This is a genomic window from Arthrobacter sorbitolis (genome assembly GCF_054510995.1).
In genome coordinates this window covers 29,944-49,298 of the sequence record NZ_JBTNDM010000011.1, presented here as the reverse complement: position 1 = coordinate 49,298, position 19,355 = coordinate 29,944, and the positions used below count along the sequence as shown (strand labels likewise).

The 19,355-nt window shown below is 69.5% G+C and carries 24 protein-coding genes; 8 read left to right on the top strand and 16 right to left on the bottom strand.

Annotated elements, in window-relative coordinates; all coding sequences use genetic code 11:
- Positions 1–14: 14 nt before the first annotated feature.
- From ACX80K_RS15320 to ACX80K_RS15310, 3 genes are all read right to left on the bottom strand, one after another.
- On the bottom strand, positions 15–260 hold the full coding sequence (locus tag ACX80K_RS15320) for a hypothetical protein (RefSeq protein ID WP_459272756.1): 246 nt from the start codon (positions 258–260) through the stop codon (positions 15–17).
- Positions 261–407: 147 nt separating this feature from the next.
- A complete protein-coding gene (locus ACX80K_RS15315) occupies positions 408–1,391 on the bottom strand; it encodes an aldo/keto reductase (RefSeq protein ID WP_459272755.1) in 984 nt (327 codons plus the stop codon).
- A gap of 8 nt (positions 1,392–1,399) precedes the next feature.
- Positions 1,400–3,010: a cryptochrome/photolyase family protein gene (locus ACX80K_RS15310; protein ID WP_459272754.1), complete on the bottom strand. Its 1,611-nt coding sequence runs from the start codon at positions 3,008–3,010 to the stop codon at positions 1,400–1,402.
- Between the two features lie 146 nt (positions 3,011–3,156).
- Between ACX80K_RS15310 and ACX80K_RS15305 the strand changes: the two genes are divergently transcribed.
- Positions 3,157–4,650 carry an FAD-dependent oxidoreductase gene (locus ACX80K_RS15305; protein WP_459272753.1) on the top strand — a complete coding sequence of 498 codons (1,494 nt, stop codon included), beginning with the start codon at positions 3,157–3,159 and terminating at the stop codon, positions 4,648–4,650.
- A gap of 30 nt (positions 4,651–4,680) precedes the next feature.
- On the opposite strand, the gene ACX80K_RS15300 is transcribed toward ACX80K_RS15305, so the two are convergent.
- The 3 genes from ACX80K_RS15300 to ACX80K_RS15290 are packed head-to-tail and all read right to left on the bottom strand — an operon-like array spanning position 4,681 to position 6,519.
- Positions 4,681–5,079, bottom strand: a complete 399-nt coding sequence (locus ACX80K_RS15300) for a hypothetical protein (protein WP_459272752.1) — start codon at positions 5,077–5,079, stop codon at positions 4,681–4,683.
- Entirely contained in the window at positions 5,069–5,656 is a 588-nt protein-coding gene (locus ACX80K_RS15295) for an Asp23/Gls24 family envelope stress response protein (RefSeq protein WP_459272751.1), read from the bottom strand. Before ACX80K_RS15295 ends, ACX80K_RS15300 begins: the two co-directional genes overlap by 11 nt.
- Positions 5,647–6,519: an RNA polymerase sigma factor gene (locus ACX80K_RS15290; RefSeq protein WP_459272750.1), complete on the bottom strand. Its 873-nt coding sequence runs from the start codon at positions 6,517–6,519 to the stop codon at positions 5,647–5,649. The genes ACX80K_RS15295 and ACX80K_RS15290 overlap by 10 nt, the downstream gene beginning before the upstream one ends.
- Positions 6,520–6,792: 273 nt before the next feature.
- Between ACX80K_RS15290 and ACX80K_RS15285 the strand changes: the two genes are divergently transcribed.
- The 6 genes from ACX80K_RS15285 (at position 6,793) to ACX80K_RS15260 (ending at position 9,499) form a co-directional block, all read left to right on the top strand.
- Positions 6,793–7,332: an Asp23/Gls24 family envelope stress response protein gene (locus ACX80K_RS15285; RefSeq protein ID WP_459272749.1), complete on the top strand. Its 540-nt coding sequence runs from the start codon at positions 6,793–6,795 to the stop codon at positions 7,330–7,332.
- A 100-nt stretch (positions 7,333–7,432) separates the two neighbouring features.
- Entirely contained in the window at positions 7,433–7,615 is a 183-nt protein-coding gene (locus tag ACX80K_RS15280; protein WP_459272748.1) for a DUF2273 domain-containing protein, read from the top strand.
- 6 nt (positions 7,616–7,621) lie between these two features.
- Entirely contained in the window at positions 7,622–8,083 is a 462-nt protein-coding gene (locus tag ACX80K_RS15275; protein ID WP_459272747.1) for an Asp23/Gls24 family envelope stress response protein, read from the top strand.
- Entirely contained in the window at positions 8,080–8,613 is a 534-nt protein-coding gene (locus ACX80K_RS15270; protein WP_459272746.1) for a DUF6286 domain-containing protein, read from the top strand. The genes ACX80K_RS15275 and ACX80K_RS15270 overlap by 4 nt, the downstream gene beginning before the upstream one ends.
- 14 nt (positions 8,614–8,627) lie before the next feature.
- Positions 8,628–9,254, top strand: coding sequence for an alkaline shock response membrane anchor protein AmaP (gene amaP, locus ACX80K_RS15265; protein WP_459272745.1), 627 nt, complete (start codon positions 8,628–8,630; stop codon positions 9,252–9,254).
- Between the two features lie 71 nt (positions 9,255–9,325).
- A complete protein-coding gene (locus tag ACX80K_RS15260; RefSeq protein ID WP_459272744.1) occupies positions 9,326–9,499 on the top strand; it encodes a CsbD family protein in 174 nt (57 codons plus the stop codon).
- Between the two features lie 102 nt (positions 9,500–9,601).
- Here ACX80K_RS15260 and ACX80K_RS15255 read toward each other — a convergent pair whose 3' ends face one another.
- The 10 genes from ACX80K_RS15255 to ACX80K_RS15210 all read right to left on the bottom strand — a co-directional run bounded on the left by ACX80K_RS15255 (position 9,602) and on the right by ACX80K_RS15210 (position 18,402).
- Positions 9,602–9,985 carry a DUF7793 family protein gene (locus tag ACX80K_RS15255; protein ID WP_459272743.1) on the bottom strand — a complete coding sequence of 128 codons (384 nt, stop codon included), beginning with the start codon at positions 9,983–9,985 and terminating at the stop codon, positions 9,602–9,604.
- 54 nt (positions 9,986–10,039) lie between these two features.
- The gene (locus ACX80K_RS15250; protein WP_459272742.1) at positions 10,040–10,450 is read right to left on the bottom strand and encodes a DUF7793 family protein; all 411 of its coding nucleotides are present in this window, start codon (positions 10,448–10,450) and stop codon (positions 10,040–10,042) included.
- Between the two features lie 147 nt (positions 10,451–10,597).
- Positions 10,598–11,827: a D-mannonate dehydratase ManD gene (gene manD / locus ACX80K_RS15245; RefSeq protein ID WP_459272741.1), complete on the bottom strand. Its 1,230-nt coding sequence runs from the start codon at positions 11,825–11,827 to the stop codon at positions 10,598–10,600.
- A 50-nt stretch (positions 11,828–11,877) separates the two neighbouring features.
- A complete protein-coding gene (locus ACX80K_RS15240) occupies positions 11,878–12,849 on the bottom strand; it encodes a sugar kinase (RefSeq protein ID WP_459272740.1) in 972 nt (323 codons plus the stop codon).
- Positions 12,846–13,484 carry a bifunctional 4-hydroxy-2-oxoglutarate aldolase/2-dehydro-3-deoxy-phosphogluconate aldolase gene (locus tag ACX80K_RS15235; RefSeq protein ID WP_459272739.1) on the bottom strand — a complete coding sequence of 213 codons (639 nt, stop codon included), beginning with the start codon at positions 13,482–13,484 and terminating at the stop codon, positions 12,846–12,848. The genes ACX80K_RS15240 and ACX80K_RS15235 overlap by 4 nt, the downstream gene beginning before the upstream one ends.
- Before the next feature lie 14 nt (positions 13,485–13,498).
- Positions 13,499–14,659, bottom strand: a complete 1,161-nt coding sequence (gene dgoD, locus ACX80K_RS15230; RefSeq protein WP_459272738.1) for a galactonate dehydratase — start codon at positions 14,657–14,659, stop codon at positions 13,499–13,501.
- Positions 14,625–15,158, bottom strand: coding sequence for a gluconokinase (locus tag ACX80K_RS15225; RefSeq protein ID WP_459272737.1), 534 nt, complete (start codon positions 15,156–15,158; stop codon positions 14,625–14,627). The genes dgoD and ACX80K_RS15225 overlap by 35 nt, the downstream gene beginning before the upstream one ends.
- 3 nt (positions 15,159–15,161) lie before the next feature.
- Entirely contained in the window at positions 15,162–16,058 is an 897-nt protein-coding gene (locus ACX80K_RS15220) for a carbohydrate ABC transporter permease (RefSeq protein ID WP_459272736.1), read from the bottom strand.
- Positions 16,055–16,996, bottom strand: coding sequence for a carbohydrate ABC transporter permease (locus tag ACX80K_RS15215; protein ID WP_459272735.1), 942 nt, complete (start codon positions 16,994–16,996; stop codon positions 16,055–16,057). Before ACX80K_RS15215 ends, ACX80K_RS15220 begins: the two co-directional genes overlap by 4 nt.
- A 104-nt stretch (positions 16,997–17,100) precedes the next feature.
- A complete protein-coding gene (locus ACX80K_RS15210; RefSeq protein WP_459272734.1) occupies positions 17,101–18,402 on the bottom strand; it encodes an ABC transporter substrate-binding protein in 1,302 nt (433 codons plus the stop codon).
- 156 nt (positions 18,403–18,558) lie between these two features.
- Between ACX80K_RS15210 and ACX80K_RS15205 the strand changes: the two genes are divergently transcribed.
- The gene (locus tag ACX80K_RS15205; RefSeq protein ID WP_459272733.1) at positions 18,559–19,332 is read left to right on the top strand and encodes a FadR/GntR family transcriptional regulator; all 774 of its coding nucleotides are present in this window, start codon (positions 18,559–18,561) and stop codon (positions 19,330–19,332) included.
- The last annotated feature ends 23 nt before the right edge of the window (positions 19,333–19,355 follow it).

Sequence of the window (19,355 nt, the reverse complement as noted above, 5' to 3'; positions counted from 1 at the left end):
TCGGTCGGGGCGGTTCAGCCCTGGGAGGTGCCGGCGGTGTTGTCACTCGTGGTGATGCGGAGCGTCCCGTCGAACTTCCAGGTGGCACGCGGGGCGTCGGGGCCGATGTCCCGCGGGACCTCGATGGTCATGTCCTGGAGCGTGTAGTTGATGGCGGCGCCCCGGCCGGTGAGGTAGGACCACATCTCCTCGGCGAGGTCGGTCCAGTCGCGGATGGTGTGGGTCTCGCCGGTGCTCGCGCTCGAGGTGTTCTCAGTCATGTCGATTCCTTCATCGGTTCTTCAACAATGACAGACGTCCTCTGACTCCGTCTGACGTGGGTACTGCTCACCCTAGCGGAGGCGCCATGCGACCGGAACCCGCCGGCGGTACGTGCGGACCGCCGGCGGGCCCCGGCGCCCTGCGGGTCACCACTTCGGATGGACGGTGGCCCTGAAGTGGTGGTCGTAGATCCCGGCGACGGCGGTACTGATCCCGGCTCCGAGGTCCGCGTGCCCGGCAGCAGCGGCGTTGGCGCGGGCCTGTTCCGGGGTGCGCGCTCCGGGGATGACCGTGCTGACGCCGTCCTGCGCGATGATCCAGGCGAGGGCCGCCTGCGCGGTGGTGACGCCGTCCGGGACCAGGTCGGCGAACTCGCGCGCGGCCTGCAGCCCGGTCTCGTAGTCGACGCCGGAGAAGGTCTCGCCGACGTCGAACGCCGCGCCGCTCCGGTTGTAGTTGCGGTGGTCGTTCTCGGCGAACGCGGTGTCCTTCGTGTACTTGCCGGAGAGCAGCCCCGAGGCGAGCGGGACGCGCGCGATGATGCCGACGCCGGCGGCCTTCGCCGCCGGCAGGACCTCGTCGAGGGGCTTGAGGCGGAAGGCATTGAGGATGATCTGCACGCTCGCCGTGGTGCCCCGGGAGATGGCGGCGAGCGCCTCGTCGGTGCGCTCCACGCTGACGCCGTAGTTCCGGATGACGCCCTCGCCGACGAGCGTGTCCAGGGCGTCGTAGACCTCGTCGGAGCTGTAGACGGAGGTCGGCGGGCAGTGCAGCTGCACGAGATCGAGGGCGTCCACGCCGAGGTTGGTCCGTGACCGGTCGATCCACTGGCGGAAGTTGGCCAGCGTGTAGTTCTCGGGTGTCTGGTCGACCCGGCGGCCCATCTTCGTGCCCACGAGGATGTCGAGGTCCGGGTTGTCCGCGAGGAACCGCCCGATCGTCGTCTCGCTCCTGCCGTCACCGTAGACGTCCGCCGTGTCGAAGAAGGTCACGCCCGCGTCGACGGCCGCGTCGAGGACCGCGACGGCGTCCTTGTCCTCCACCTCGCCCCAGTCCGCGCCGAGCTGCCAGGTGCCGAGGCCGACGACGGAGACGGGACGGCCGGTTCTTCCAAGGGTTCGCTGTTCCATGGTTCCGACTATAGGCCGGGCAGCGTGGACTGGGCCGCCGGTGCCTCCTGCGCCGTCCGTGCGTCAGCGGGGCGCTCCTCCAGCGGCGCCCTCGCCTCCGTCCGTGTCCTGGCGCCGGGGTCAACGGACCGGTACCCGTCCACCGCCGTCGACCCCTTGCCGGGAATCCACCGGGCCGCCTCGTGCTGCAGGTCGGACCGCCGCTCGGCGTCCATGCGGTCGAGGAGGACCACCACCATGTTGGACCGCGGGTTGCGGCGGAACAGGTCCCGGTAGTCCCGGACGAACTCCCAGTAGAGCGCGTCCCAGCTGAACCGCCAGGGGCCGTCCTTGAAGTCGCTCATCTTCTTGATGTAGTTGCTGCCGCTGACATAGGGCTTGGTGGTGATCATGGTGCCGGCCGCGTACTGGCTCATGGCGTAGACGTTGGGGACCATCACCCAGTCGTACGCGTCGATGAACATCTCCATGAACCACTCGTAGACGGCGTCCGGCTTCGCCCGCATCAGCAGGGCCGCGTTCCCGAGGATCATGAGGCGCTCGATGTGGTGGGCGTACGCGGTGTCCAGGACGCGGGTGATGACGGAGTCCACGGGTTCCAGCCCGGTGTCCCCGGTCCACCACCGGGGGTCCAGGTCGGCCGTCAGCTCCAGGGTGTTGCCGGTCCGCATCTCCCGGCCGCGGAGCACGTAGGACGCACGGATGTACTCCCGCCAGCCGATGACCTGGCGGATGAAGCCCTCCACGCTGGCGATCGGCGTCCCATGGCGTCCGGCGAAGTCGAGTGCGAGGTCCACCACCTCGGCAGGGCTGAGGAGCCCGGTGTTCATGCTGGAGCTCAGCGCCGAGTGGAACAGGTAGGTCTGGCCCACGGCGATCGAGTCCTCGTACGGGCCGAACAGCTCGAAGCGCTCGGAGAGGAAGGCCTCGAGTGCGTCGGAGGCCTGCCGGTGCGTCACGGGCCAGTTGAAGGAGTCCGCGTTGCCGGGGTTGTCGGGGAAGGCGGTCCCGACCCAGGCGATGGCGTCCTCCACCTCGGGAGGACGCTCGAACTCGGGGAGGTCCGGCAGGGCGACCGTCTTCGGCAGCTTCTTGCGGTTCTCGGTGTCGAAGCTCCACTTCCCACCCGTCGGGGAGGCGTCGGACTCCACGAGGATGCCGAGCCGCTTGCGCTGCCACTCGTAGAAGGTCTGCATGCGCCAGTTGTGCGAGGAGAAGTAGGTGCCGATCTCCTCCCGCGGCGTGAGGAACTGCGGCGTCTCCAGGCTGCGCGCCTCCACCGCGGCGTCGGCGAGGGTGCGGGTGAGCCGGCGCTCGAGCCAGTCGTCGACGACGTCGTAGTAGGTCACGAGGGTGGCCCCGCGATCGGCGAGCACGGCGGACAGGCGTTCCTGGCTGGTGTGCTCGGCCGATGTCTCCACGTAGTCCACGCCGAAGCCGGCGTCCTCAACGCGGCGCGCGAAGATGGTCATCGCCGCGCGGTGCAGCACGAGTTTCTGCTGGTGGAAGCGCAGGCTGCGGAACAGGAGGTCGTCCTCGAGGAACACGAAGTGCGTGTCCCGGGAGGCCTCGAGGTGCTCCTCGAACAGTTGGTGCGGCAGGACGAGTCGAACGTGCACCGGGGGCGCCTTCCATGCGGGAACAGTCGTCGGACGCCACCCTAGCGTCCGCCTCGGACACGGGCTCAGGCCCGCCTCCGGGCGCTTGACTGTAAGCAGGCTTAGTGGTTCCGTGGGATCACCGTCCGGCTCCTGAGAGGACCACCGTGAGATCACTCTGGCTCGACACCGCCCCGACCATCCCCACCGACTCCCTGCAGGCGGGCGCGCGGTACGACTCCGTGGTGGTGGGAGCCGGCCTCACGGGCCTGACGACTGCGCTCCTCCTCGCCCGGGCAGGCCACCGTGTGGCGATCCTCGAGGCCCGGACCACGGGGGCCGTGACCACCGGCAACACCACCGCGAAGCTCTCCCTCCTCCAGGGCACCACCATCTCCACCATCCTCGGGCACCACGACGCCGACCTGGCGCGGGCGTACGTGACGGGCAACCGGGAGGGCCAGAGCTGGCTGCTGCGCTTCTGCGACGAGCACGGCATCGGCTACGAACGACGGGACGCCGTCGACTACGCGACCACGGACACGGGCGCGCGGAAGCTCGTCGCCGAGCACGAGGCCTGCACGGAGGCCGGCCTGGCCACCGAGCTCGGCAATGCCGCGGAGCTCCCCTTCCCCGTCCGGAGGACCCTGCGGCTGAAGGACCAGGCCCAGTTCCATCCGCTCGAGGTCCTCGCCGGCCTCGCCTCCGAGTTCCGCAGGCACGGCGGCGTGCTGATCGAGGGCGTCCGCGTGGAGGGCGTCACGAAGGCAGGCGCGGGCGCCCATGGCGTCGAGCTGAGGACCAGCGCGGGCGCGGTGACGGCATCGAACGTGGTGCTGGCCACGGGCATCCCCATCCTGGACCGCGGCGGGTACTTCGCCGTGCTGCAGCCCATGCGGTCGTACTGCGTGGCGCTCACCGTGGACGACGACGTGCCGGAGGACATGTACCTCAGCGCCGACTCCCCCACCCGGTCCCTGCGCACCGCCACGGTCGGCGGCAGGAAGTACCTGATCGTCGGTGGCAACGGGCACAAGGTCGGGCACACCTCCAACACGCAGGCCCGGGTGGACGACCTCACGCGCTGGGCACAGGAGTACTTCCCCACCGCCCGGCCTGCCTACGCCTGGTCCGCCCAGGACTACACGCCTGCCGCAGCCGTGCCGTACGTCGGCAAGGTCCCTGCCGGCGGCGGGCACATCTATGCGGCGACGGGGTACAACAAGTGGGGCATGACGAACGCCGTCGCCGCCTCCCTGGCCCTCGCGGCCGAGATCCTCGGGGGCAACATGCCGTGGGCGGAGACGCTCTACCGCACGAAGGTCAGCCCGGCCGACGCCCTGCAGACAGCGCAGGCGAACGCCGTCGTGGGCCTGGAGATGGTCACGGGCTGGCTGTCGGGCCTCGCGAAGACGGCATCGGCCGCGCCCTCGGAGGGCGAGGGGCGTGTGATCCGCGAGGGTGCGCGCCCCATCGGAGTCTGCACCGTGGACGGCGTGCAGCACCGCGTCTCGGCGGTCTGCCCGCACCTCAAGGGCATCCTCTCCTGGAACGACGCCGAGCGGTCGTGGGACTGCCCGCTGCACGGCTCGCGCTTCACGGCCGACGGGAGACTGCTGGAAGGGCCGTCGACGTCGGACCTGGCCGACACGCGGAGGTAGGCCAGGGACCCTCGACCCGCGGAGGGTCGATCAGGCGGCCGGGGCCCCCTCGATGGCCAGGATGGTGACGTCGACCCGGCCGACGGTCAGGCCGTGCGCCCGGACCAGGGCGGCGGCGAGGTCCTGCGCCTCCCGCGCCAGGCCGAGTGCGGATCCGTTGATGTCGGTGGCGATGTCGACCTGCAGGTCGAGGACCGCGTCCGTGAGCGTGAGGACGAGTCCGTCGCGCGTGACGGCGGGAGGCGACGCGGCGGGCCTGAGCTCCCTGTGCAGTCGGTCGAGGGCCGCCGGTGTCCAGCGGTCGATGACGCTGCGCACGGTCGGTTCCAGGCGCACCACCCCGGGATGCCCGGCGAGGGCGGCGCTGAGAGCGTCGGCGAGCGCGTCGAGGTCGGCGAGCTGCGCCTGCAGGGGCTGCTCAGACGTCATAGAGATCCTCCACGATGATGTCGATCTGCTGCATGGTGATGGACGTCTGGGCCCGCACGATGGTGTCGACCCGTTCACGGAGCAGATCCATGGTGGCGGGGATCCTCACCTGCGAGGAGATGGCCACGGTGAGGGTGATACGCACGTCCTCGGCGTCCACCGCCGCGGTCGTGGGGTGAGGGGCCGTCTGCGCACTGGCGATGGTGCAGCGGCGGGCGCGGACCCCGGGGAGCGTGGATGCCGCGAACCGGATGAGCCCGCTCAGCGCCTGTTCACTGATGTCGATGGTGCCCAGCGGTGTGGTGGCCAGTGGTGTGCGTCGACTCCGCCGGATCTCGGCACGGGCGACCATCATGATCGCCTCCTTGACCCTGACGCCGGGCTGCAGGGCGGGGTCGTCGCGGTCACGGTCGCGCAGTGATCCCGTGACTGCTGCGAGGTGGTGAAGCGCCAGGCGCGCACTCCGGCAGTCCGGGCATCCCTCTTCGTGGGGAGTAGGGGGCCGGTCGATGGACTCCCACACGTCGTCGATGATCCGCCCGCACCCCAGACGCGGCTGATCCTCGTTCAACGCCATGGTTGCATCCCTTCCGCGAGGAGCCGTCGGGCCCGCGCAATGCGTCCGCGGACAGTACTTTCGGGTAGTTGCACGATCACTGCAATCTCAGCGTAGGAGAAGTCGTGGACATCCCGCAGTAGCCAGCAGGCCCTTGAACCGGCGGGGATGGTCTGCAGCAGGTCGGCGAGCGCCTGCATCTGGGCTTCGGTCTCGTGGTGGAGCGCAGGATCCTGATTGGTCCTCGAGCCGGGTGCGGTGAGCATCCGGCCTCCGGTCCCGCCTTCCCGGAGCGCGGACTCCGATGATCCGTCGGATCCTCCCTCGTCGTCGAACGGGACAGGATCCACCGGCCGGCGCTGGCGGCCGCGGAGCAGGTCGAAGCACTTGTTCGTCGCGGACCGGTACAGCCAGGGGATGAAGGCCTGGGGGGCGGAGAGCGTGGGCAGGTTCCGCCAGGCGGCGATGAAGGTCTCCTGCACGACGTCCTCGGCCTCGGCATGATCACCCAGCATCCTGAACGCCAGCCTGAAGACTCCTCCCTGGTAGGCGGAGACCAGCCACTCGAAGGCATCGAGGTCACCGTCCTGGGCCCGGGCGACGATCGTCGATTCGTCCAGCTCGTCCAGGGACACCTCCATCTGCTCGGACGACGGGACCGCCTCCGGCCCGCGCGTCTCCTGGGCTGTTGCGGCGTCGCCCGCATCGGGCGTGGATCGGGGCGTCGGCGCCACCTCCTCCCGCGTCCCGGAACTGCGCCCGATCATCGCCGTCGGCGCGGCATCGTCGATCAGGGCGTCGAAGGATCGGCCGGCTCCTGGCCCGTCGGGGTCGTGCGTCCCGGCGGGCCCCGGCACGCCCGGGTCGTCAGGGATGGGTTCCATCGGGCATGCCTCCTTCCTGCAGGGTGGTGGGTCGGCGCGGTCCGCCGGGGCGCGCATCGACACGGAAAGCATAAGCGAACGCGCGGGACTCCTTCCGACCGGTGCGGACCCGGAGGTGGGGGGCCGGTGAGACCGGCGGTCGTGCCTGCTCCCGTCCGGAGCGGCCGACGGAGCCTCAGGAAAAGATTCCGAGCCATCGGCGTGACGAATCAGGAGCGGCGTCGTCCTTACCTGTGTACGGCACCATCCCCCACACAGAGGACATCGATTCAGATGGCAGAGGATCAGAGCACAGCAGCACGCCGCGTAGCGGCAGTCCCCACCACGGGCGAGGAGCAGAAGCGCCAGGTGGAGCAGGTGCGCGAGGCCCCGAAGTACCAGGCCGCGAGCCCCCTGCAGACCGATCAGGGCAACACGTCGATCGCCGATACCGTGGTGCAGAAGATCGCCGGCATCTCCGCTCGTGAGGTCCCGGGTGTCCACGCCATGGGCAACGCGGCGCGCCGTGCCTTCGACCAGCTCGCCGAGCGCATCCCCGGATCCCAGACCAACGCCTCCGGCGGGGTCAGCATCGAGAAGGGCGAGAAGCAGACCGCGATCGATGTCACCGTCGTCGTCGAGTACGGGGCGTCCATCGTGGACGTCAGCAACAACATCCGCAGGAACATCATCAGCGCGGTGGAGCGTGCGACGGGCCTCGAGGTCCTCGAGGTCAACGTGACGGTCTCCGACGTGCACCTGCCCACGGACGACGATTCCGACGATTCCCCGAACGGCACGAAGACGTCCTCGACCGGCAAGGAACTCGAGTAACCACTCGCCGCGATCCCCGTCGCCGGTCCGGGCCCCGGGAGGATGCTCCCGGTGGGCCCCGGACCGGCGCGCCCCATCCGCACCACTTCTTAGGACTGTCATGTCACGTAGCACTATCGGCCTGTTCGTCGGGCTCCTCCTCGGCATCGTCGCGATCTTCGGGGGGTTCCTCGAGTTCCTGGCGGTCGTCCTCTTCGCGGCGGCCGGCCTCCTGGTGGGGCGTTTCCTCGACGGCAAGCTCGACCTGCAGGACTTCGCCGGCTCCCGCGGCCGGCGGAGCTGACACCCCATGGCCATCATCACGCCCAGTAGCGGCGTCCGGCAGCCGGCACCCCCGCTCCCACACCACGCCGCGGCAGGAACAGCCCCGGAGGGTCGGCCGGACCCGCCGGTAGCACGCGGCCGGGGGACGCTCACGATGAGCGAGAAGGTCGTGGAGAAGGTCGCCGCACAGGGCGCCTCCGAACTCCCCTTCGTCGGAGGATTCGGCGGAGGGGTACTGGGCGTCGGACGGCACGCAGGAGCCGGGCACCGCCCCCGTGCCTCGATGGAGCTCAGCGGCACCGGTGTCACGGTCTTCCTCGACATCGCACTCGACTTCCCGGCGGACATCGCGGCGCGATCGGCGGACATCCGCCGACACGTGACGAGCACACTCGAGCGGGTCACCGGCCTCCGCGTGCGTCGGATCGACATCACCATCAAGGCCCTCACCACGGGAGCCGACCGACCCTCCAGGAGCCTGCAATGAGTAGCACCACGATCCGCAGGCGCCCGGCCCGGAGCATCCCGGCGATCATCTGCGCGGTCCTGCTCCTGGGCGCCGCGTCGGCAGCCGTCTGGGCCGGCGTCACCGCCCTGGCAGGGGACTCCCGCCTGCTCGACGCGGCCGCTACCGTGACCGCGGCGCCCTGGTCGGACCAGGCGGTACTCGCCGCGGCGATCCTCACCGCGGTGGCCGGCCTGCTGCTGATCCTCATCGCCCTGGTACCGGGCCGGTACGACGCCCACGTGATCAACCACGGAGGTGTCGCCCGAGCCGCGCTGAGGAACAGGGGGCTCGAGACCTTCCTGACCGATGTCGCGACCACGATCGACGGCGTCGATTCCGCCAGGACGGCCGTTCCCAACCGCAGGGCCGAGGTCCGGGTCGCGACCTACCTGCTGGAGCGCGGAGAACTGAAGGCAACCGTGACCCGCACGCTGCAGCAGCGGATCGATGCGCTGGATCTCGCGCACCCACCCCGGGTGTCCGTGAGTGTCAGCACCCACCGGAACTAGGACGAGGACCCATCATGCGCTACACCGCAGGACGCCTCAACCGCGTCTGGCTCACCATCACCGGCATCATCCTCCTCGGCGGCGGGGCACTGGCCACGGCCATCGGCCTCGGCGTGCTCGACGGCGCCCTCCCCGGCGCCCTCTCCGGACTGCGCGCGCCGGACCGCGACCAGCCGGTCCTCCTGCTGACAGGTGGGGACCCGGTGCTCGCCGGCGTCCTCACCGCCGCCGGCACCGTCCTCGGGATCCTCGCCGTCCTGTGGCTCCTGGCGCAGGTACCGCGTAAGCGCGGAGCCTCCACCCTCAAGCTCGAGGACCCCGACGGCAGGGGACTGACCGTCCTGAGACCCACCCTCCTCGAGGACGCGATCAGCAGCCGCGTCGGGGAGCTCGACGACGTGACCGGCGCGAAGACCGTCGTCCGCGGGTCCTCCCGGACTCCGGACGTCACGGTCCGCGTGGTCACCACCTGCCATGCGGACATCCCGCGCGTCCTCCGGGACGTCGAGGAGCGCATCAGGCACGACCTGCGCGAGACCCTCGGCCGGGAACCGGCGGCTTTGGCCATCGGGGTCGACGTCCGAGCCGACCCGAAGAAGGACGGCTCCGTCACCCTCGAGGGCGTGCCACTCCGCGCCTGAGGGCACCACGAACCCCGGCCGCGACCAGCGTGCCGGTCATCCAAGAGCACGACACGACAGAGGAGAATTCCATGGGACTGGACGACAAGATCAAGAACGCGGCGGAGAAGGTGACCGGCAAGGTCAAGGAGGGCGTCGGCGAGGCCACCGACAACGAGCGCCTCCGCTCGGAAGGCCACGCCGACCAGGCCAAGGCCGACGTCAAGGGCGCCGGGGAGAACGTGAAGGACGCGTTCAGGAAGTAGCCCTCCGTGCGTCGGGGGCCATCCGGCCGGGACACGGCGGGTGGCCCCCACGCAGTTCCGGCTGGAACGCCGCCGCGCACGGCGGCACGGCTACCCGGGTGTTCAGCCCGCGTGGGGATGATCCATCAGCCAGGCGAGCCCTTCGCTGCACTGGTCGAAGTGCCGGGTCGGGTACGGCGGGCGGTGCACCTCGGTGAAGAAGGCCGCGAGGGTCCTGTCCACGGCGGACGGGCCGACGATCGCCATGGCGGCGATGTTCAGGGTCCTCGCGAAGAGGAGGAGTGCGCCCCGGCTGAGGGACACCATGCCGTTGAGCTCCACGAGCATCGGCGGGCAGACGTCCGGGGCGAGGGCGTTGGCGCGCCCGACCAGCGCGGCAGCAGCATCATCGCTGACGCTCGTGCGCTCCCGCCAGCCGATCCACAGGACACCGTCCCGCATCGCGGCGGAGAACGGCTCCCCCGCGGCACCCGGCGCATCGCTCACTGTCCCGCCCCCATGATCTCTCCGGCGGCCCTCCGGCCGCCGCTGGTATGCACACTACCGACAGCCCTCGCCCCCGGAGCCCACCAGGGACTGGTGGGGATCAGGGAGATGACCGGACAACCACCTCAGCGCGAGAGCCTCGACGGTGAAGTAGCGGGCTGGATGGAGAGCCTGCTCCGCCGATGCGGCGAGGACCCGGTCCATCGGCGTGGAGCCCAGCATCGCCGCAGCCAGGACATTCCGGTCGGCGGCGAAGGAGGCACGTGCTCCGGCGTCGAGGCTGCGGATATTGCGCATGTCCACCAGGATCGCGTACGGGACCCGGTCGACCACGAGGAGGCTGCGCTCGAGGACGTCGTCGGCGTCCTCGGTGTGCACCTCGGTCCCGGGCAACCACGTCAGGCGGATGAGGGCCGGACGAAGAAGCGTGATGCACGCCCTCCCGCCCGCTGCTCGAACGTCCATGCTTCCGTCGCCCCATCCCCCATGGTCACCGCGGTACGACGAACCCCGTGCGCATGCGCCCACGACCGTCGACCGACGCCTCAGCCTAGCGTCGGTCCGGTCGTGAACTTCCGGTTGCACGGGAGCCGGAAGGATGCTTCCGGGCGTTCACCAGTCGTGGATGGTCCCGTCCTTCAACCGGTTGAAGGGCAGGTAGGCCGGGGTGTAGGGGTGCGCCCTCGCCGCCTCCATGTTCAGTTCCACGCCCAGTCCCGGCTGGTCGCCGGGGTGCAGGTGTCCGTCGGTGAACGTGAAGGACTGCTCGAACACCGTGTTCGTCAGGTCGCCGTGGCGCATGTACTCCTGGATGCCGAAGTTGTGGATGGCCAGGTCGAGATGCAGTGCTGCAGCCATGCCTACCGGGGAGATGTCCGTCGGACCGTGGATGCCCGACTTGATCTGGTACTGGGCGGCGAAGTCGAGGATCTTCTTCAGGGCGCTGATCCCGCCCGTGTGCGTCACCGCCGAACGGACGTAGTCGATCAGCTGTTCCTGGATCAGCGTCTGGTAGTCCCACACCGTGTTGAAGACCTCGCCGATGGCGAGGGGTGTGGTGGTGTGCCGGCGGACGAGCCTCAGGGCGTCCTGGTTCTCGGCCGGCGTGCAGTCCTCCAGCCAGAAGAGATCGTAGGGCTCCAGGGACTTGCCGAGCCGGGCCGCCTCGATCGGCGTCATGCGGTGGTGTCCGTCGTGCAGCAGCGGCAGCTCCGGACCGAATTCGTTGCGGACCGCTTCGAACACGGTCGGGATGTGCCGGAGGTAGGCTCGGGTGTCCCAGTCCTCCTCGGCGGGCAGGGCGGCGCGTTGAGCCGGCTCGTAGTCGTAGCGGGCCCCGCCGGACGTGGGCTGGGCCGCCACACCGTAGACCGCGTCGATGCCCGGGACCGCGGTCTGGATGCGGATGGACTTGTAGCCGAGCTCGAGGTGCTCGTGCACCGAGTCGATGATCTCCGGGATGTCCCGGCCGCTCGCGTGCCCGTAGGCCCGCACCGCAGTCCGGCTCGCCCCGCCCAGGAGCTGGTAGAGCGGCATGTTCGCGGCCTTCGCCTTGATGTCCCAGAGTGCGACGTCGACCGCGGCGATCGCTGCCATCGTCACCGGTCCGCGGCGCCAGTAGGCCCCGCGGTACAGGAACTGCCAGGTGTCCTCGATCCGGTGGGCGTCCCGCCCGATGAGCAGCGGCACCACATGGTGCTCCAGGTAGGAGGCGGCCGCCAGTTCCCTGCCGTTCAGGGTGGCATCGCCGAGTCCCGTCAGCCCCTCCTCCGTCGTGATCTTCAGGGTGACGAAATTACGGTCCGGACTGGACACGATGACCTCTGCGGAACGGATCTTCATGGTCTTCCTTCTACTCGTCGAGCTGCTGATCGGACGGCCGAGCGGACTGCTCAGCGGACTGTCGTCCCGGACGGTCGGCCCACGAGGGCGAGCTCCTTCCTCGTGGGCAGGCGCTCCCAGTCGGTGTTGTCGGAGACGGCGAAGGCCCCGAGCGCCACACCGCGGTCCAGGCGCTCGCCCAGCTGCAGTCCGTCGAGGGTCGCCGACAGGTACCCGGCGGTGAAGGCGTCACCGGCACCGACCGTGTCGACGACGGGCACGTCCAGTGCGTCCCGGTGCTCGACGGAGCCTGCGGCACTCCCCGCGAGGTCCCACCCCGTGGCGCCGTCGGCGCCCCGTTTCACGACGACCTCGCGCACCCCGGACGCGCCGAGATGCTGCACGGCATCCTCCTCGCTCGAACCTGCGGGGCCGAGCAGGAGCAGTTCGTCCTCCGACGCGATGACGATGTCGGAGTAGGCGGCGATCCCGGCCAGGACCTCGGACGCGCGGGCCGTCCCCCAGAGCTTCGAGCGGAAGTTCACGTCGAAGGACACCGTGATGCCGGCGGCCCGTGCCTGGCGGGCGGCAGCGAGGCCGGCGGCGGCGGCGCTCTCGGACAGGGCAGGGGTGATGCCCGTGAGGTGCAGGATGCGGCATCCTGCCCGCACGGGGGCTTCGACGTCGTCGGGGCCCATCGCCGAGGCGGCGGACCCGGACCGGTAGTAGGTGGCCTGCGAGAGTCCCGCCCCCTGCGACTCGAGGATCATCAGGCCGGTGGGCCGCACGGGGTCGATGGACACGGCGTCGGTCAGGACGCCCTCCGCGCGCAGGGTGCGGAGGGCGTAGTCCCCGATCCCGTCGTCGCCCAGGCGTCCTGCCCACCGTGCGAGGTGGCCGAGGCGGGCCAGCCCGATCGCGACGTTCGTCTCGGCGCCGCCGAGCGACATGGACATGCCCCCGCCCAGCCGGAGCGGCCGCGGGGTGCGGATCGATCCCATCGTCTCCCCGAACGTGAGGACGTCCACTTCCGGCAGGGTCATGGGGAGACGCCCTTCACCGCGGTGAGGAACCCCCGGGCGCGGCGGCGGAGGGCGTCGAGGCTCCCGCCCCCGGTGGCATCGCCGATCAGCGGGGACCCGACGCCGACGGCGAGTGCGCCCTTCCCGAGATAGGCGACGGCGGCGTCCTGGTCGACACCTCCCACGGGGATGAAGGGGATGCCGGGAAAGGGGTCGCGGAGTGCGGCCAGATAGCCGGGGCCACCGAGGGAGGCGGGGAACAGCTTGATGGCCGAGGCTCCCTGGCTCATCGCCGCGTAAGCCTCGGACGGGGTGAGCGCCCCCGCGAGGACCGGGATCCCGCGTCCGGTGGCGGCGGCGAGTGAGGGACCGGAGGCCGGCGTGACGATGAACTCCGCTCCTGCCTCGGCGACCCGGCGGACATCGTCGGCGGTGAGGACCGTTCCCGCTCCGATGTGGGCGCGGCCGTCCGTCTCCGCCCGGATGCGGGCGATGACGTCCACCGCATCCGTCGAGTTCAGGGAGACCTCCAGGAAGTCGACGCCCTCGTCCACCAGCGCCGTCGCCGTCCTGAAGCAGGCGTCGGCGTCGGTGCCGCGGATGATCGCCAGGAGGCGGGAGGTCCCGAGTCCTGCGAGGAGAGTGGGGGTGTCCATGGGGAGTCCTTCCGTCACCATTCGGCGTACGCGCCGTCGTCGTGCCGCCAGACGGGCGATCGCCACGCGTGACCGCGCTTGTCCACGCGCCGGACGGCGGCTTCGTCGATCTCGATGCCCAGTCCGGGCGCGGTGAGGCGTTCGACGGAGCCGTCGACGAACTTCAGGGGTGTCTTGTCCAGCACGTAGTCGAGGACCTCCGCGCCCTGGTTGTAGTGGATCCCGATGCTCTGCTCCTGGATGAGGAAGTTCGGGGTGGCGAATCCGACCTGCAGGCAGGCCGCGAGCGCCAGCGGGCCGAGCGGACAGTGTGGTGCCAGCTGGACGTCGTAGACCTCGGCGAGGGAGGCGATCTTGCGCACCTCGGTGATACCGCCGGCGTGGGAGAGGTCGGGCTGCGCCACGGCGATGCCCGCCTGGAGGACCGGCAGGAACTCCTGCCGGCTGTAGAGCCGCTCGCCGGTCGCCACCGGGATCGACGTGGACTGCGTGAGGCCCCCGATCAGGTGCGAGTTCTCCGGCACGGTGGGTTCCTCGAGGAACAGCGGGTGGAACTGTTCCAGGAGCGGAGCCACACGCCGCGTGTTGGCGAGGGTGAAGCGGCCGTGGAAGTCGACGGCGACGTCCCGGTGGGGGCCGAGGACCTCCCGGGCGGCCGCTACGCGCTGCACGACGTCGTCGAGTTCGGCGACGCTGGCGATGGGGCTCATGCGCCCGCTCGCGTTCATCTTGACCGCGGTGAGTCCCACGGACAGCTGGGCGGCGACGGCGTCGGCGATCTCGGCGGGCTCGTCACCGCCGATCCACCCGTACATGCGGATGCGGTCCCGGACATGCCCGCCGAGGAGTTGATGCACGGGCACCCCCAGGGACTTGCCGTGGATGTCCCAGAGCGCCTGGTCGAGCCCTGCGACCGCGCTGGCCAGGATGGCCCCTCCCCGGTAGAAGGATCCCTTGGTCATGACCTGCCAGTTGTCCTCGATGCGGAGCGGGTCCGCGCCGATGAGCAGTTCCGACAGCTGGTCGACCGCGGTGCGGACGGTCTCGGACCGCCCCTCGACGACGGGCTCCCCCCAGCCGACGATCCCCGTGTCCGTCTCCACGCGGACGAACAGCCAGCGGGGCGGGACGAGGAAGGTCTCAATCCTGCTGATACGCACGGGTCCTGCTTTCATCGAGGAACGCTGCCGCGTCGGAGACGAGCTCCTGAGGGCGGGATCCGAGGTCGAGGACGATTCCGTCCTCCGTGTCGTCGAGGTGCTCGAGGGTGGAGTACTGCGAGTCGAGGAGTGACGGCGGCATGTATTCGTGTTCGCGCAGCGAGATCCGGGCGGCGACGAGGTCCCGTGGCCCGTAGGGGTGCACGAAGGCGACGCCGGGGGCGTACCCCCGCAACAGGTCACGGTAGGTCCGCTTGAGGGCCGAGCACGCCACGACGATCCCGCCCGGGGTGCCGTCGGCGAGCCGGGCACCGACGGCATGGAGCCAGGGCAGGCGGTCCTCGTCGGTCAGGGCGGTCCCCGCCGACATCAGGGCCCGGTTCCGCGCGGGGTGCAGGTCGTCGCCGTCGACGAAGGGGACGCCGAGCGTGTCGGCGAGCATCGACCCGAGGGTGCTCTTGCCACAGCCCTGGACCCCCATCACCACGATGACGGGGGCTCGTCCGTTGTCCATGGCCTATCCCTTGGTGGCGCCGGCGGTGAGCCCGGACACGATGTACTTCTGGGTGAACAGCGCGATCACCATGATGGGGATGGTCACGACGACGGACGCCGCCATGAGTCCTCCCCAGTCGATGCTCGCGTAGGCCACGAAGTTGAAGATCGCGACGGGGAGGGTCTTCGTGTCGGCGCCGGACAGGACGAGGGCGAACATGAAGTTGTTCCACGAGAAGATGAACGCGAGGATGCTCGCCGTTGCGATCCCGCCGATGGACAGCGGCAGGGTGACCTTCAGGAACGCGCCGATGTGGGTCAGTCCGTCCACCCGCGCTGCCTCCTCCAGCTCGAGGGGCATCGAGTCGTAGTAGGACATGAGGATGTAGACGATCAGCGGGAGGGCCACGAACATGTGCGAGAGGATCAGCACGCTGTAGCCGCCGACCATCGAGAGGTTCGAGAAGACGTAGTACCAGGGCACGAGCAGGCTGACGCCGGGGATGATGCGGGCCATCAGGACCACCAGTGCCGAGCGCCGCATCGCGAACCGGCTCATCGCGTAGGCGGCCGGTATCCCGATGATGAGCGACAGCGCGGTGGAGGCGAACGCCACCCAGAAGCTGTTGAACACGAAGGACAGGTAGTTGTTCCGGCCCAGCACCGTCTCGTAGTTGGCCGTGGTCGGCGTGAACACGAGCGTCTTGCCGGCGTCGTAGATGTCCACGTTCGTCTTGAGGGAGGCGAGGAACATCCAGACGAGCGGGGCGATGAAGGCGGCCACCACGAGGATGAGGGCCACGACCCGGAACACCTTGTAGGCGCGCGAGCGGAACGGCTTCCTGCGCCGGGCCGGAGCGCCGGAGCGGGCTGCATCGTCGGCTCCTGGCTGGATCAACCTGGGTGCGGCGAGACTCATTTCTGCACTTCCTTCCGGCGGCGGGTCAGGACGAACATCACGGCGACGATGATCAGGAAGAAGATGATCAGGACCGTCGAGGAGAGGCCGTAGTCGTTGTAGTCGAAGCTGAGCCCGTACGCGTAGACGTTGAGGGTCTCGACCTCGTGGAAGGACCCTCCGCCGCGGCCCTTCGTCGCGTAGAGCAGGTCGAAGGTCTTCAGGGCGTCGATGCTCCGCAGCAGGATCGCCACGATGATGGTGGGCATGAGCAGCGGGACGGTGATGAACCGGAAGCGCTGCCAGGCGCTGGCGCCGTCGATCCTCGCGGCTTCGTCCGGCTCTTCCGACAGTGACGTGAGTCCCGCGAGCAGGATGATGACGACCATGGGCGTCCACTGCCAGATGTCGATGAAGATGACCGTCGGCAGGGCCGAGTAATGGCCGGACAGCCAGGGCTGCGGCGGGATCCCGACGAGCCCGAGCATCTGGTTGGCGAACCCGATGTTCGGATCGAAGATGAGGCGCCACATCATGCCGACGGCCACGGGCGTGGCGACGAGCGGGAGCAGGATCGCGACGCGCACCCACTTCTCGCCCTTGAACGGCCGCCAGAGCAGCAGGGCGATCGACATGCCGAGCACCAGCTGGACGGTCAGGGCGACCGCGGTGAAGACGAACGTCCGCGCGACGGCCGGCCAGAAACGCTCGGTGTCCGTGAGGACGTCGGCATAGTTGGCGAACCCGATGAAGTCGGATTCGGCCCGTACGGAGCCCGAGGCGTCGGTCAGGCTGAGGTAGAGCGTCCAGCCCAGCGGGAACACGATGAGGATCGCGACGAAGATCATGGCCGGGGCTGCGAACAGCCATTTACGGTGCTCGTTGGCCCAGTCGGAGTAGGCCTTCCACGCATTCTGCTTCTGCGGGACTCTCTTGGGGGGAAGTGCGGCGACGGCCATGATCCACGTCCTCGGGAATTGGAACTTCGGGAGTTCTGTCGGTTCGTACGGCGGCGGTCGCCGTCGCCCCTGGGCGGGACGACGGCGACGGCCGGGCGGCGGGTCTACTCGCGTTCGTCGTCGAGGAACTGCTGGAACGCCTCGTCCGCCGAGTCCGCGGCGGCGTCGACGTCGCCGTCGGTGATGCCGACGACGATCGGGTCGCCGACGATCTCGCGTGCCTCGCCGACGTTGACCACGAGCGGACGGTCATGACCGACGCCGTTCTCGGCGCTGACCTCGATGGCTGCCGCGAGGTCCTCGGGGTAGGTCTCGGTCCCTGCGGGGTCCTGCCAGACGGAGTTGCGGGGCCCCGGGACGCCCTGCTGCTGGATCTCCATCACCATCTCCTGGCTGGTGGCCCATTCGATGAACTTCCACGCGTTGTCCTGGTTCCCTGAGGCCTCGTTGATGCCGAGACCCCACGAGGGGACGTTGTAGGGCTTGGAACCGGCGGGCCCGGCAGGCATGGGCGCGAACCCGACGGTCTCGGCCACCTGCGAATTGGCGGGGTCGGTGGCGTTCTGGTACAGGCTGTCGGCTTCTGTGTAGAAGGCCGATCCGCCCTGCGTGAAGATCGCCATCGCCTCGGGCCAGCTCATGTCGGTGCTGACGTTCGCGGGTCCGTAGTCGTTGATCATGCGGCCGTAGTAGGCGTATGCCTCCTTCGCCTCCGGGGAAGCGACGGCGGAGTTGCCCTCGTCGTCGATGAAGTCGCCCCCGAAGCCGTACAGGAAGCTGGAGAACTGCGTGACGGCCGGCGACTTGCCGGTGCGGGCGACGAAACCGGCGATGTCCGGGTTCTCCTCCTTGATCTGCTTGGCGGCGGCCTCCAGTTCCTCGAAGGTCTTCGGCACCTCGAGTCCCGCCTTCTCCAGCAGGTCCTTGCGGTAGTACAGGACCTCGCGCTCGGTGATGGTGGGGACGCCGACGACGCGGTCCTCGAAGGTGGTGGAATCGACCGGGCCCTCCTGGAAGTCGTCCCACTCCCACTCCGGGTTGGAGCTCACGCGGTCGGTGAGGTCGGCGAGATACCCGTTCTGGGCGAAGAGCTTGCCCTCCTGCAGGGGCCGGTACATCATGACGTCGATCTCGTCGGTGCCGGCATTGAGCTGCACGTTGTACTGCGCCGAGAGCTGGTCCTCGCCGAGTTGGGTGAGTTCGACCGTCAGGCCGGTCTCCTCCTCGAACTGCGGGATGGCCTCGACGACGGCGTCCGTCCAGACGTGGTTGGCGAGGGTGACACGGACCGTGTCGGATCCTGCCTCGCCCTCACCGCCGCCCCCGCCACTACAAGCTGCCAGCGACCCTCCGGCCAGAACCGTCAGGACGGTCATTGCGAGGACGCGCGAGTTCCTGCGTTCCACAATTTCTCCACTTCTCTTCATTGAGGAGCGCCGTCAGTGAGCGGCGCAGGGGGAGTAGATGCGTGACACATCTGCTGTATGCCCTCACCCTAGTGTCATAGATCATACTTTTGAAGACTCGGGGCCATAAAGATCTGACTTTGTTACGCTCACCTCATGGCCTCGACGCATGCGACAGCTGAAGTCCCCGGCATGGAAGGAGTCTTCCTGCCGGCCCTGGATCTGCACGCCACCACGGTGGACCGGCTGGGCCTGGCCATGTGCAGCGGGGAGATGGCGAGCGGGTCGATCGTGCGGATCGACGAGCTCGAGGAACGGTTCGGGGTGTCACGGTCGGTGGTGCGCGAGGCGCTGCGGGTGCTGGCATCCATGGGCATGGTGGCATCGCGCCGGCGCGTCGGCGTGCAGGTCCGGCCCGCGGCCGAGTGGAATCTCTACGACCCCCAGGTCATCAGGTGGCGGCTGGCATCCCACGGGCGCGTGGCCCAGCTGCGGTCCCTGACGGAGTTGCGGACGGCCGTCGAGCCCCAGGCCGCGTCGCTGGCGGCCCTGCGCGCGCCGCTCGCGAGCGCCAGCGAGCTCATGGGCCTGTCGGGGAAGCTCTGGGAGGCCGGGCAGAGCGGGGACACCGACCTGTTCCTGCGGCTCGACATCCAGTTCCACCGCCTCGTGCTCTCGAGCTCGGGCAATGAGATGTTCGGGATGCTGCACTCCCTCGTCGCAGAGGTCCTCGCGGGCCGGACGCACTACGGCCTGATGCCGCAGCACCCGCACGAGGAGGCGCTGCAGATGCATGTGGACGTGGCCAGCGCCATCCAGCGCGGCAACTCCTCCGATGCACACGCGGCGATGCTGTCCATCATGACGCGCGCCATGGACGAGATGAGCACGCTGTGGAACGAGGAAGCGCACAAACCGGCCTCCGCGTGAGCCCCACGCCGCGCAGACGGCGG

Bases quoted from the DNA above. Each gene is read 5' to 3' on its own strand.
- ACX80K_RS15320 (WP_459272756.1), bottom strand. From the start codon at position 260: ATGACTGAGAACACCTCGAGCGCGAGCACCGGCGAGACCCACACCATC.
- ACX80K_RS15315 (WP_459272755.1), bottom strand. From the start codon at position 1,391: ATGGAACAGCGAACCCTTGGAAGAACCGGCCGTCCCGTCTCCGTCGTC.
- ACX80K_RS15300 (WP_459272752.1), bottom strand. From the start codon at position 5,079: ATGACGTCTGAGCAGCCCCTGCAGGCGCAGCTCGCCGACCTCGACGCG.
- ACX80K_RS15295 (WP_459272751.1), bottom strand. From the start codon at position 5,656: ATGGCGTTGAACGAGGATCAGCCGCGTCTGGGGTGCGGGCGGATCATC.
- ACX80K_RS15290 (WP_459272750.1), bottom strand. From the start codon at position 6,519: ATGGAACCCATCCCTGACGACCCGGGCGTGCCGGGGCCCGCCGGGACG.
- ACX80K_RS15285 (WP_459272749.1), top strand. From the start codon at position 6,793: ATGGCAGAGGATCAGAGCACAGCAGCACGCCGCGTAGCGGCAGTCCCC.
- ACX80K_RS15280 (WP_459272748.1), top strand. From the start codon at position 7,433: ATGTCACGTAGCACTATCGGCCTGTTCGTCGGGCTCCTCCTCGGCATC.
- ACX80K_RS15275 (WP_459272747.1), top strand. From the start codon at position 7,622: ATGGCCATCATCACGCCCAGTAGCGGCGTCCGGCAGCCGGCACCCCCG.
- ACX80K_RS15270 (WP_459272746.1), top strand. From the start codon at position 8,080: ATGAGTAGCACCACGATCCGCAGGCGCCCGGCCCGGAGCATCCCGGCG.
- amaP (WP_459272745.1), top strand. From the start codon at position 8,628: ATGCGCTACACCGCAGGACGCCTCAACCGCGTCTGGCTCACCATCACC.
- ACX80K_RS15260 (WP_459272744.1), top strand. From the start codon at position 9,326: ATGGGACTGGACGACAAGATCAAGAACGCGGCGGAGAAGGTGACCGGC.
- ACX80K_RS15250 (WP_459272742.1), bottom strand. From the start codon at position 10,450: ATGGACGTTCGAGCAGCGGGCGGGAGGGCGTGCATCACGCTTCTTCGT.
- manD (WP_459272741.1), bottom strand. From the start codon at position 11,827: ATGAAGATCCGTTCCGCAGAGGTCATCGTGTCCAGTCCGGACCGTAAT.
- ACX80K_RS15240 (WP_459272740.1), bottom strand. From the start codon at position 12,849: ATGACCCTGCCGGAAGTGGACGTCCTCACGTTCGGGGAGACGATGGGA.
- ACX80K_RS15235 (WP_459272739.1), bottom strand. From the start codon at position 13,484: ATGGACACCCCCACTCTCCTCGCAGGACTCGGGACCTCCCGCCTCCTG.
- dgoD (WP_459272738.1), bottom strand. From the start codon at position 14,659: ATGAAAGCAGGACCCGTGCGTATCAGCAGGATTGAGACCTTCCTCGTC.
- ACX80K_RS15225 (WP_459272737.1), bottom strand. From the start codon at position 15,158: ATGGACAACGGACGAGCCCCCGTCATCGTGGTGATGGGGGTCCAGGGC.
- ACX80K_RS15220 (WP_459272736.1), bottom strand. From the start codon at position 16,058: ATGAGTCTCGCCGCACCCAGGTTGATCCAGCCAGGAGCCGACGATGCA.
- ACX80K_RS15215 (WP_459272735.1), bottom strand. From the start codon at position 16,996: ATGGCCGTCGCCGCACTTCCCCCCAAGAGAGTCCCGCAGAAGCAGAAT.
- ACX80K_RS15205 (WP_459272733.1), top strand. From the start codon at position 18,559: ATGGCCTCGACGCATGCGACAGCTGAAGTCCCCGGCATGGAAGGAGTC.